This is a genomic window from Martinezella lusitana (genome assembly GCF_016901135.1).
Classification (GTDB): Bacteria; Pseudomonadota; Alphaproteobacteria; order Rhizobiales; family Rhizobiaceae; genus Rhizobium; species Rhizobium lusitanum_D.
Genome location: NZ_JAFEVL010000036.1, coordinates 159370 through 171607, shown reverse-complemented (window position 1 = coordinate 171607; position 12238 = coordinate 159370). Strand labels below are relative to the sequence as shown.

The window sequence follows — 12238 nt, the reverse complement described above, 5'->3', positions numbered from 1 at the left end:
ATGATCCGAGCGCCCGGATGAAGCGCCAGCTGCTTGGCGACGATGTCGGCGGTCAACGTCCGGCTGACCGAATAGCCGCCGAGAATGCTTGAATCGATATGCAGAATGGTCGTCATGGAACAGATCCTCCGGCTCTCCGATCGCGGGGGCTTTAACGGTACGAGAAATTAAATTCTTGATCGGCCAACATGGGTGGATAAGGTGCCACGCGCGCGCGTCATGAAACAGCCGGTATAGTGCGATACTATCCATCGGTTGAACCGATGAATGGCTCCGAGCGCGCTGAGAAGGCATCTTCGGCAGCCAATTGGGTTCTCGCATCCGCCTGGCGTGAAGACGCGACCTACCGCGTCGCCCAAGTATCTCGTCATCACGCATGCGCGGTGACCATTATGGGCAAGTATATCATCGACCAATATCACCCCTGCGTAGTTATGACCGCCGTCAACTGGTCCGTGCTGGAGGACCCCACCCGGCGGCTGAACGTGCCAAATTGGAGTCCACCGCCCAGGACGACATCGCGACGAAGCCGGTTGACATCCTGATGCTCGGCGGGCGGCATGCCGCTCCATGCCATTGCAAATGAGACTGCCGAGGGTCGGCTGGTCGAGCTTTCGATCCAGGATATTCCACCCGGACGCTCAAGCTTCCTGTCTCGGTCGTCTACCGGATCGATGCGCCGCCCGGACCCGCTGGATGATCGAGCGCCTTAGCAGCGCACGAACGACAGCCAGGTCAAATCAACGGTTGACGCCGCCGATAGTGTGTAATAGTAGTGGCGACACACAAACGGACTCCACCATGCCAACCAGCACCCGCTTCGTCGTTGCCGTGCATATCCTGACCGGTCTTGCCGTGAGCGATGGCAAGCCTCTGCGGTCCGAAGATCTCGCTTATTCAGCCAATACCGGGGCGGTCGTCATCCGCGGACTCTTGTCCCGTCTGAACGACGCAGGCCTGACGCGCTCGCAGCTCGGCGCTGGAGGTGGCGCCCTGCTGGCCAAGCCGGCGGCCAAGATACGGCTGCTCGATGTCTATCGCGCCGTCGAGGACACGGAGTTGTTTTCCATGCACCGCACGCCGCCGTGTGAGAATTGCGCGGTCGGCGGCAACATTCTCGAGGCGATACAGCCTCCGCTGGCCAAGGCACGCACAGCCATGGAGGACGAACTGGCGAAGACCACTGTCGCGGACATCGCGGCGGAAGTGGCGCGGCTGGGCAAGTTCTCCATCCCGCTCGTCTGGTAATCGTTTTGTCATGAATTGTCGTTGTGACGTAGACACATTGTCATTTCAGCGCCTCATCGGCCGGAGATCGACTGTCAAAACCGCGCGGTTCCGGGGGCGCTGGCGGTTCTTGTCTTCCCAAGCCCCCTCTGACGTTAACAGGAGAAAATAATGAGCATTGGTATCATTGGTTCTGGCGCCCTCGGCTCCAGCTTCGCACGCATTCTTGCCAAGGCAGGGATTTCGGCGACGATTTCCAATAGCCGCGGACCGGAGTCGCTGGCTTCGCTGGTCGGCGAACTTGGCCCCTCCATCAAAGCCGGCACCGTCGAAGAGGCAGCAAGCGCCGACATCGTCCTTGCGGCCGTGCGTTGGGTCGACACCGAGAGCGTGTTCAGCCGCTTGCCGGCCTGGAACGGCCGCATCGTCATTGATGGCACCAACCCCGTGGTGTTCTTCGATCCCAATTCTCCGGATGCGAAAGATACCAGCAATCCGCTCGCGGCCTACGGCATCAAGGCGGTCGATCTTGGAGACAAGTACTCGAGCGAGGTGTTCAGGCAGTTCGTTCCGGGCGCGCGCGTCGTCAAGGCCTTCAACCACCTCGACGTCAACGTCCTCAAAGAGCCCCAAGTGGCGGGCGGCCAGCGGGTCCTGTTCTATTCGGGCGATGACGCCGATGCAAAAGCCGAGATTCGCAAGATCATCGAAGCCACTGGCTTCTTCGCCGTGGATCTTGGCACGCTCGACGTCGGCGGGCGGCTGGCGTCGCTACCATTTGGGGCGTTGTCGTCGCATAATTTCATCAAGATCTGACGACGGAGCTTAATGAAGGAGGAAGGGAGCCCGCGAGAAGGCGGGCTCCCGATGCCTGCTGAGCAAAGCCGTGCAGCTTCCGGGCGGCCGACCGATCCGGCCGTTCGTCCTTGCCAACTTACCGCTTTGACCCAAGGCGGCAGGACAGCCCTACACCGAGCGATGGCCGGGAGACGCACGGATCCCGCCCGGCCATCGCTGCCCTGTTCCAACCGCTTGAAGGACACCAACCGATGCCCGTACCCAAGACGCTGCTGTCACCCATTCAACTGGGACCCTATACGCTGCGCAATCGCGCGGTCATGTCACCGCTCACTCGGAGCCGGGCCGGTGAGGGTGACGCGCCCACATCGCTCGCGGTGGAATATTATCGTCAGCGCGCGACGGCCGGCCTGATCATCACCGAGGGCTCGCAGATCTCGGCGCAGGGCAAGGGTTATCCGCGCACCCCCGGCATCTTCAGCGATGCACAGGTCGCCGGCTGGGAAAAGGTGACACAAGCGGTTCATGCTGAAGGCGGACGCATCTTCCTGCAGCTGTGGCATGTCGGTCGCCTGTCGCATTCGACCATCCAGCCGGACGGCGGCCTCCCGGTTGCGCCGTCCGCGATAGCCCCGGAAGGTGAGATCTACACTGCCACCGGGCTCCAACCCTATGAGACGCCGCGGGCGCTGGGCCTTGAGGAAATTCCCGGCGTGGTGGAGGATTTCCGCCGTGCCGCCGAGAACGCCAAACGCGCCGGTTTCGACGGCGTCGAACTGCACGGCGCCAATGGCTACCTGATCGATCAGTTCCTGCGTGACGGTACCAACAAGCGGACCGATGCCTATGGCGGTCCTGTTGAAAATCGGGTTCGCTTCCTTAAAGAGATTGTGGAAGCGATCATTCCGGTCTTCGGGGCCAATCGTATCGGCGTGCGCCTGTCGCCAACCATTCCGGTGTTCTCGATGAGTGACAGCAATCCGGCCGCCACGTTCGGCCACGCGGCTACAATGCTAGGTCTATACGGGCTGGCCTATCTTCACGTCGTGCAGATCGGCGATCCGGACTTCGATTACACCGCGCTCAAGTGGGCGTTCGGCGGTCCCTACATCGCCAATGGCGGCTTCGACGCCGACAGCGCCGAGGCCGCGATAACTGCCGGCGCGGCCGATCTGGTCGCTTTTGGTACGAAATTCCTCGCCAACCCGGATCTGATCGAGCGCTTCCGCCACGGCGCTCCACTCAACGACCCGGATCCTGCGACCTTTTACCAGGGTGAGGCGCTCGGCTATACCGACTATCCCACGCTGGCCGCGCGCTGAGACTATGACGATGAACCCATCGCAAGCTCCAGCCCTTCCGCTCCGCTTTCAGACTCCCAGAACGGTGTCGCCGCAGGCGGCTGTAACCCTGGCCGCCCTGTATGAGGCCAGCCGGCAGACACCCGAACCGACCACGCCTTTGTCGCAGGCCGATTTCGACGACGCCAATCGGCAGATGGAGGCCGCGTTCGCGCCTCCGAACGCACAGCTGGCCGACGCATTGGGCGTCACGATCCGGCGCGAGACCATCGCCCGTTTGCCGGTGGTCCGGATCACGCCGCGCGACCACCGACCTGGCCGGCGCGGACTCGCCTATGTCCACGGCGGCGCCTATGTCTATTTTTCGGCCGGAACGCTGCTCGGTTTGCCCGCGCTGATCGCCACCGCGACTAGCCTCGAGGTAATCTCGATCGACTATACGCTGGCGCCCCGGGCGCGCTGGGAGGCGGTCACCGACCAGGTCTTGGCTGTCTGGGAAGCGTTGCTGGCGGGCGGGTACGACCCGGCCGCGCTGGGCCTCCTTGGCGATTCCGCCGGCGGCGGACTGGCCGCTGGTAGTGTGCTAAAAATGCGAGACCGGCGATTGGCCCTGCCGGGCGCGCTCTGGTTGGTCTCGCCCTGGTCGGACATCAGCGGCGCCGGCGACACCTACGAGACGTTGAAGTCCGCCGATCCGATCCTCGCGCCGGAATCACTGGCGTGGTGCGTGCAGGCCTACGCTGATCCCGCCGACCACAGGCATCCCTATGTCAGTCCAGTCTATGGCGATTACGGCGCGGCTTTCCCGCCGACTCTAATCCAGGGCGGCACGCGCGAGATATTCCTCAGCAACTTCGTGCGCCACTATCAGGCGATCCGCATGGGTGGGCATGACGCCGTGCTCGACCTCTACGAAGGCATGCCCCATGTCTTCCAGAGCGTCGTACCGGACGCTCTTGAGTCGAGGACCGCGATTGCGCGCGCGGCTGCGTTCTTCGATGCTCATCTAGTGCGATGATGCCGGGGGCGGGGCTCGGCTTCAGCAAGGCGGCCACCACGGATCGCATCTCGTTCGGAACCGCGCTGGCGTGCCTGCCTTTCCAAAGGCGCGCCGCGTGATCATCCGACGCGATAGCTTTCGGTAAGGCTGAAGTCGAGGGCTATCGGATCGGGTTGGATGTCATCGAGACATCCGAGCGACATTGAGAGTACCCTCACTTCGATGGCCGTCCGTCATCACGGAACTGGCCTGCATCCAGGCGACGTCGTGAATGCCGCCAGCTCCGCTTACTGTTCGCAAGTTAGTCCGATTTCTCATAACCTCCCCCCAGACATTCCTTTGAACCGGGTCCGGCATGCGAGTCCACCGGGCCCCGTTCCTGTCCCTCCTCGTAACCGCGCGCCACCGTGGTGAAATCGATGCTGAGGCGCTTTGCGAGCTCGCGCTGCGGCTGAGCGCAAAACACCGTCGCGCCGGCGTGCGCCAGACGTCCGAACGCCGCATGCAAGCATGATATAATCGCCATCGGGCATCGCCTCGGTATATTGATAGCATTTTGAATGCATCCATTTCGACCTCCCTTGCATTCATATTTTGCACGTGTATGCCCGCCTAAGCGGCGTCAAGTTCACCGGCCTCCAAAATTGAATGTATGATTGAATGCTTTATGGCGTTAATTGACTGCTATTTGTGCAATGTCAATTTGGCACGGTGCTTGCAATTTGATGGCTGCACCCCGCGAGAGGGGCTTGACTTCGCACACAGGAGCCATTCATGCCCCAATTATCCTCACCGGCCCACCCGGATGGAGACTTCTTCGTCGATTACGAGGAAAAGGTCTTGAAGGCGTCCAGGCCCAAGGAGGGTGACAAAGGCCTCACACCTTCACACCGTCGCCTTCGAAGGGTCGATGAGCCTCGTGAACCCGCTGCAGGCCAAACGTCTGAAGCGGAAGGGCTTCGAGGCCTGGCGTCACGCTCGGCGTGCAGCGCGGCTTCCCCAAACTCGGTGCGCAAGCCTTCGCGACCGGGCGACAGAGTAGGAAAGAAACCTGACGTATCTCATGCTGCGCGAGCCCATCAATGGAAACGGAACACAGAAAGGGATTGACGAATGACTGATCTTGAAGACAGCCTAAGACCAAAGGTGCAACTCGACGACTACGTCATGGACGGAATTCGGATCGAGAGATATCGTCAAGTTTCACAGCCCAACAAGCGCGGCGACATCATCTGTGTTCACGGTGGAGGTCAGGCTTCCTGGGCCTGGCAAGATACTGCACCGATTTACGCAGCAGGAGGTTTCGATGTCCATGCTTTGAACTGGCTTGGACGCAACGGGTCCGATGCGATAGAGCCGGGCGAGTTGCTGACGATGTCGATCGCCGATGTAGTGCATGACATTAGCAAGGTGGCGCAGCAGTTCGAATCGCCGCCTATTTTGGTGGCCCATTCGATGGGTGCTCTAGCAAGCCAGATCTATGCTCAAGGTCACGATGTGAGGGCGCTGCTGCTGCTGACGCCGGTCGTGCCTAGAGAGGCCGGCGCGGAAACCGTTGAGATGCCGATATCGATGGACCGTCTTTGGGGTCCGCCACCGCTAGAGGTAGCGAGCCAGTTCTTTTTCCAGGGTCTCGATGAAGAGCACTGCAAAAAGTATTATGCGCTGCTCGTAGCAGAGTCGCCCCTTCGGGCATATGAAGCAACACGTTTCACGCTTTCGGTCGATCCGGCCCGCATAACAATGCCTGTGGCAATCGTTTCCGGCGCCTTGGACACCTTGACGCCTGCCAGCGCAGGCGAAGCACTGGCAAAACTGTATAAGGCCGATTACCGCGTCGAACCGCATCAAGGCCACAATGCTCTGCTCGGGGACAATGCCAAACGTCTGGCAGAAAGCCTTGTCCCATGGCTTCAAAGCCATTGTTGACGAAATACGAGCTATCTTCCCGGCTCTAAACGCCATGATGCTGTTGAGCAAGCCGCCGTTGATCAGCGCTGAAGCCGTGAGACCCCGAATAAAATCTTCAGCGATGGCGGCATATCTTCGGCCCGGCTCGCTGGACACACTCTCTCACTCATGCGGTACACCGAATAACCTGCTCTTCGCGCCGAAGAAGCGTTCATCGACGAGATCGGCCGAAGAGGCGATCAGCCCGTCGCCGGTTAAGGTGGTTCGGCACCGAATGGTACACGACCATCGGTGATGGCGCGGGCACCCTAGGAGAGCCGCTTGCGGCTGTCGAAGATGATACGCATCGCTGCGGACCCGGTCCGCCTCTGCCGGCATTTTGTAACCGCCCACTGGGCTGAGCCGTCATTATCTCGATACCGCAAAATTCACCTGAACTCACTTGATTGTGTATGTCGCTCTTAGGGACAGATGAATGGTCAGGCTGTTGCAGGTCCCTCTTTGAAGGTGAGGGTCCAATACTGAGAGCGTGTGGCTTCCGGGTCGGCCGCGTCAAACACGGTCCTTCTCAGCTGTACTGACCAACTTAGCGGCTTCCCTATTTGCTTTTCGCAAAGCAGCGTCGATTGCCGTCCCGGCTGATATTTCCGCTGAAAGAACACCAATGAACTCATCCCCGGCGCCATGGGTACTTTTCACGTCAACCTTGACAGCCTCAATGAGAATTTCGTCCCCTCGGCGATTTGCAAAAGCGACACCTGCGCCGCCTGCGGTCACGACAACTTCCGGAAAGACATGCGCCAGCGTTTTGGCAGCCTTCAGGGCGCCATCGAGCGTTTCAGCGACGGGAACCCCGGCCAGCATTTCCGCCTCGATTGCGTTGACGACGATGATATCGACAAGCTGCTGAAGTTCGGTCGATAGCCGTCGCGCCGGCGCTGCATTGATGAGAACACGGCCACCGGCTTGTTTTACGGCTCTTGCCGCTGCGACGTTTGCGGCGTCGGTTATTTCGTTCTGCAGAACGAGCAGCGTTGTCCTGTTCAACAGATCCTGAGCTGCTCTGACATCTCCATCGCCAAGGGTGAGATTGCTGCCGGAGACGATAACAGCGCCATAGTCGCCCTCGGCATCGAAAATCGCCACGCTCATCCCGGTGGATTGCGATGCGTCGCGTCGGACGAAGGTGTGATCAACGTTTTTCCGATCGAGATTTGCAATGAGAAACCGCCCGAAGTCGTCATCGGCGACTGCTCCAATCATCGAGGTCGCGATCCCCGTGCGCGCGGCAGACACTGCCTGGTTGCCACCTTTACCGCCGCTTTTAGGATGCCAGGACGTCCCCGTCACTGTTTCACCCTTGCGCGGCCGGGCCGGACCCATGACGGCAATGTCGTAGTGAAGGCTGCCGAACACGGTGACGCGGGGCGAAGTTGTCATGGAAGTCGATCTTTTCGTTTGGAGGTGACGGCGGACATCGTCCGCTCGAGATTGCGTTCGGCGGCTTTGTAGTCACGCTGGGCAACAGCCACGAACACGGCATCAAGAATGTTCAGCTGCGCGATGCGCGCCGCCGCATTTTCCCCCATCAAAGGCGAACCCTGCGCGGTGGAACAAAGCACAACATCGGCAGCCTGGGCCAATGCGGATGAATTGTAGTTGGTGATGGCGATCGTTCGAGCACCATTTCGCCGGGCAAGCTGGATGGCTTCGATCACCGCGGTCGTATTGCCGGAATGAGAAAACCCGATCGCGATGTCGCCCTCAGAGACGAGAGACGCCGACATCAGCATCATGTGGGAATCGTCAAACACACTCGCGCGCACACCGATGCGCAGGAACTTATGAGCGACGTCACGGGCAATCTGGGCGGAGCCGCCGACGCCGTAGAAATCCCGTTGTTTGGCCCGGTGAATCAGATCCGCGGCCCTGTCAAACGCCTCAATATCAAAGATCGATAGCGTTTCCTCTAGAGCATTAATCGACGTGCGGAACACCTTCTGCACGATTTCCTGCGACGTATCGTCGACCGACAGCTCCTGATGCATTTCCGCGGTGGGCTGGCGATTATACTGGCTGACAGCCGCGCGAAAATCGCGATAGCCAGAGAAGCCAAGCTTCTTGGTGATTTTGACCACCATGGCTTCCGAGACACCGGCATCGTCGGCGATCTGCTTCAGAGACGTGTCGTCGCTGAAGCCGCGCAGCGCAAAGACCGTATCGACAACCTTCGCCTCGAGTGGCGTCAACAGCGGCATCATCATGCGGATGCGCGGGCCGACGGCCGTCATGTCGAAGCTTTCAGTATTCATTCTCGTCCCCTTGTCGCGCGATCGATCATCATTGCGACGAGGATTATAAGACCTGTGGCCAGCAGTTGATAGAACGCCTGGACGTTCATCAACGTAAGACCGTTGCGCATCGTCCCGAGAATGATGGCGCCGAGAATTGTTCCCAGAATGCTGCCCTTGCCACCCCTCAGCGAGGCTCCACCGATTGCGGCGGCAGCGATTGCATCGAGTTCCCACAGATTGCCAAGGATCGGTTCCGCCGCTCCCAGTCGCCCGATCAGGATCAGGGAGGCGAGCGCGGCAAGTCCGCCGGAGATCACGTAAGCGGTGATCTTGGTCCGCGCGATCGGAACGCCGGCGACATAGGCCGCTTCTTCGTTGCCACCGACTGCCAGCAGATACTCACCGATCGGAGTTTTCTTGAGCAGGATCCAGGCGGCCACTGCCACGACGGCAACGATCAGAACGGGTGTCGGAATACCCAACAAGTTTCCATTGAAGAGCGATCGAAAACCTGCCGGGATGCCAAGAACTGGATTGCCGCCCGTGTAGATCAGCGCGAGCGCTCGATACGTGCTCAACGTTCCGAGTGTCACGATGAAGGGCTGCAGACCGACATAGGCGACCAGAACTCCGTTTATAAGACCGCAGATCGCCCCGATCCCAAGGCCCGCCAGAATAGCGAGCGGGACCGGCGTCCCGGCAAGTAGCAGCGTCGCTGTGACGACGGCAGAAATCGCGGCGGTCGGACCGACGGACAGATCGATACCGCCTGATATGATCACCAGAGTCATGCCAAGCGCCAGGCATGCATTGATGCTGGACTGTTGCAGGATATTGATGAGGTTCCGCTCGGACAGGAAGCCGGGCACCAGTGTGGCAAACACGGCCATGATAACGACCAGGCCGATCAGCGTGCCGGCGTCTCGCAGGGAAAATGAGAAGCGGCCGAAGGGGGGCGAAAGCTTCGCATCGGCAGCAGCGGGTGAATTGCTCATAACGTGTTCCTCTATGTCTTCCGCCTTACGCCGCAGGCGCGTGTCCGGTGTTGGCACCGGGAATGGCGTGCGCCACGATTGCGCTTTCGCTCAGATATTCTCTTGCGATCTCCGCCGCGATCTTCCCGTCTCTCATGACGAGAACCCGATCGGAGAGTCGGATGACTTCCGGCAGTTCCGAGGAAACGACGATGATGGAATGTCCGTCGGCGGCCAGTGCCTCGATTAGGTGGTAGATTTCTGCCTTGGCACCGACGTCGATCCCGCGAGTGGGCTCGTCGAAAAGAAGGATCTGCGAGCGGCTTGCCAGCCAGCGCGCGATAATCGCCTTTTGTTGGTTGCCGCCGCTGAACAGACGAATAGGCCGATCCAGCTGGAATGGTCGAAGGTTTACGCGACGCAGCAGATCCTGTGCGGTCTTACGCAGCTTGCCATTCTGGATAAGGCCACCCTTCGAGAAACTGCCAAGCGAGGCGAGTGCCATATTGATGGTGACTGAGCGAACCGGGATGATCCCCTCGCGCTTGCGCTCCTCAGGTACGAGACCGATGCCCGCGGAAATGGCCTCGCGTGGATTGGTGAGGTTTACAGGCTTGCCGTCAATCTCGATGCTGCCGGCGGACAAGCGGTCGACGCCGGCCAAAAGGCGCAAGAGTTCCGTTCGGCCGGATCCGACGAGACCCGCAATGCCGAGGACCTCACCGCGGTGGAGCCGGAATGACGCGTTGCGGATCTTCGTCGCAGAGGAGAGATCCCGCGCCTCAAGCTTTATCGTCGTGGTGGCATGTGAAACATGTTGCTCCTGCATCAGTTCGCGGCCGACCATCATTGTGATGACGTCCTGATGCGAGGCAGTCTGCATATCCACACGACCAACCAGCTTGCCGTCGCGCATGACGCTAGCGCGCTGGCAGATGCGGAACACCTCATCCATCTTATGCGAAACATAGATAATCGACACACCACTTGCCGAAAGGCTGGTGATGACCCCTGCCAACCGCTCGAATTCACTCGGTGTCAGGCTGGAGGTCGGCTCATCCATTGCGATGATCTTCGCCTTGTCGAGCAGCGCGCGGCCGATCTCCACGATCTGACGCTGCGCAACTTTCAACGTCGAAATCGGCGCAGAGGGATCGATTCCCGGATCGATCATCGCCAATGCGTCACCGGCGCGACGCTCCTGCTCGCGCCTCGATACGAACAGGCCGCCTCCCGTCGTCAAGGGGTGCCCCAGAAACATGTTCTGCGCGACACTTAAATGCGGCACTTGTTGCAGTTCCTGGTGGATCATCGCGATCCCGGCGCCGCGAGCATCGAGGGGTTTACGAAACGCGGCAGCCTCTCCATCGACGAACATCGAACCGGACGTCGGACGAAAGACGCCGGACAGGATGCGCAGCAGCGTCGACTTTCCGGCTCCATTTTCTCCGAGAAGGCCGTGGATCTCACCTGGCATGACGTCGAACGATACATCCGACAGCGCCCGCACACCTGGAAACGACTTGGAAATGGTTTCGAATCTCAGTCTGGGCATCTCGGTCATCTTACTACCACCTTGTCTGACGATGAGATGCCGGCCACAGATGGCCGGCATCACGATTGTCAAGTTTGCGTCATTTGCCCTTAGCGGCATCTTCCATCAACACGGCGCGCACATCGACGCCGTCGCCCTGATAGCGGGCGACATTGTCCTTGGTGATGAGCGCCTGAGGTGTTGCGACAACGCGCGGCAGTTTCTGGCCGGCAACCAGACGCAGGGCGGTCTCGAGCGCAACTTCGCCTGTCAGTACGGGGAAGCTGTCGACGGTGCCCGTCAGCTCGCCAGCCTTGATCGACGCATAGGCGTCGGAGATGCCGTCCGTGCCGAAGACTGCGACCTTATCCTGAAGACCGGCAGCTTTCACCGCCTCGACGATCCCCAAAGCCATGCCGTCATTGTTGGCATAGAAGCCGATCAGATCCGGATGCTGCTGCAGGATATTGGTTGCCGCGTCATAGGAGGTTTGGCGATCCCAATTGCCAGGAACACTGGCAACGACCTGGAACTTGCCGGATTCGCTGATGGTGGATTTGAAACCATCCGTTCTTTGAACGGCGGCGTAAACGCCGGCCTGACCTTCGACGATAGCGACCTTGCCGCCATTGGGACGATTGTCGATGAACCACTTTGCGACGCGCACGCCATTGTCGCGCTGAACGTTGCCAACATAGTGTTCGGCCTGCGGGATGACCGCATCGTTGACGTTGACGACAGGGATGCCGGCAGCCTTTGCCTGTTCCATGACGGGCTGCAGATTGGCGTCTGTCTGCGGCGAGACCAGAAGGACATTGAAGCCCTGGGTGATCATACCCTCGGCGATCGTCAGCTGGCCGAGCTGGTCACCCTCGCTCTGCGCCGCCTGATAGGCAACGGTAACGCCGACCTTGTCGCCGAACTTCTTGTATCCCTCACCCAGCGAGCGCCAATATTCGTTGGTCAGCGTCTTGGAAACGGCGCCCGCCTTGGTACCATCCGGCAGTTTCGGGAGTGGCCCGAACTTGGTCTCGAGCTGAGACCAGTCCATGCGGTCCTTTTCAGTGTCCGAGTTCAGCGGCGGCAGATCCTGCGCGATAGCTGCGCCGAACAGGAAACTGGCGGCCAGCCCTGCAGCGACAGTTGTCTTCAAGAATGTCTTCATCGGTTCCTCCCGAGTGTTGGCTTCACATGCCGTC

At 60.0% G+C, this 12238-nt stretch carries 10 protein-coding genes and 1 pseudogene; 6 read left to right on the top strand and 5 right to left on the bottom strand.

What is annotated here, in order from left to right; translation table 11 throughout:
• Positions 1 to 801: 801 nt before the first annotated feature.
• From JTP94_RS14285 to JTP94_RS14265, 6 genes and pseudogenes are all read left to right on the top strand, one after another.
• Positions 802 to 1248, top strand: a complete 447-nt coding sequence (locus JTP94_RS14285) for an Rrf2 family transcriptional regulator (protein WP_204851145.1) — start codon at positions 802 to 804, stop codon at positions 1246 to 1248.
• Between the two features lie 150 nt (positions 1249 to 1398).
• Positions 1399 to 2043: an NADPH-dependent F420 reductase gene (locus JTP94_RS14280; RefSeq protein ID WP_204851144.1), complete on the top strand. Its 645-nt coding sequence runs from the start codon at positions 1399 to 1401 to the stop codon at positions 2041 to 2043.
• Positions 2044 to 2276: 233 nt separating this feature from the next.
• Positions 2277 to 3347, top strand: coding sequence for an alkene reductase (locus JTP94_RS14275; RefSeq protein ID WP_204851143.1), 1071 nt, complete (start codon positions 2277 to 2279; stop codon positions 3345 to 3347).
• A gap of 10 nt (positions 3348 to 3357) precedes the next feature.
• The gene (locus tag JTP94_RS14270; RefSeq protein WP_204851142.1) at positions 3358 to 4344 is read left to right on the top strand and encodes an alpha/beta hydrolase fold domain-containing protein; all 987 of its coding nucleotides are present in this window, start codon (positions 3358 to 3360) and stop codon (positions 4342 to 4344) included.
• Positions 4345 to 5100: 756 nt separating this feature from the next.
• Positions 5101 to 5348: pseudogene (locus JTP94_RS35505) on the top strand (hypothetical protein); the annotation flags it as partial.
• 91 nt (positions 5349 to 5439) lie between these two features.
• Positions 5440 to 6255: an alpha/beta hydrolase gene (locus tag JTP94_RS14265; RefSeq protein ID WP_204851141.1), complete on the top strand. Its 816-nt coding sequence runs from the start codon at positions 5440 to 5442 to the stop codon at positions 6253 to 6255.
• Between the two features lie 534 nt (positions 6256 to 6789).
• On the opposite strand, the gene JTP94_RS14260 is transcribed toward JTP94_RS14265, so the two are convergent.
• From JTP94_RS14260 to JTP94_RS14240, 5 genes are all read right to left on the bottom strand, one after another.
• The gene (locus JTP94_RS14260; RefSeq protein WP_204851140.1) at positions 6790 to 7677 is read right to left on the bottom strand and encodes a ribokinase; all 888 of its coding nucleotides are present in this window, start codon (positions 7675 to 7677) and stop codon (positions 6790 to 6792) included.
• Entirely contained in the window at positions 7674 to 8549 is an 876-nt protein-coding gene (locus JTP94_RS14255) for a MurR/RpiR family transcriptional regulator (RefSeq protein WP_204851139.1), read from the bottom strand. Before JTP94_RS14255 ends, JTP94_RS14260 begins: the two co-directional genes overlap by 4 nt.
• Complete coding sequence (locus JTP94_RS14250; RefSeq protein ID WP_204851138.1) at positions 8546 to 9526, bottom strand: ABC transporter permease; 981 nt, start codon at positions 9524 to 9526, stop codon at positions 8546 to 8548. The genes JTP94_RS14255 and JTP94_RS14250 overlap by 4 nt, the downstream gene beginning before the upstream one ends.
• Positions 9527 to 9551: 25 nt before the next feature.
• A complete protein-coding gene (locus JTP94_RS14245) occupies positions 9552 to 11069 on the bottom strand; it encodes a sugar ABC transporter ATP-binding protein (RefSeq protein ID WP_409456609.1) in 1518 nt (505 codons plus the stop codon).
• A 70-nt stretch (positions 11070 to 11139) separates the two neighbouring features.
• A complete protein-coding gene (locus tag JTP94_RS14240) occupies positions 11140 to 12204 on the bottom strand; it encodes a substrate-binding domain-containing protein (RefSeq protein WP_047557057.1) in 1065 nt (354 codons plus the stop codon).
• Between the last annotated feature and the right edge of the window lie 34 nt (positions 12205 to 12238).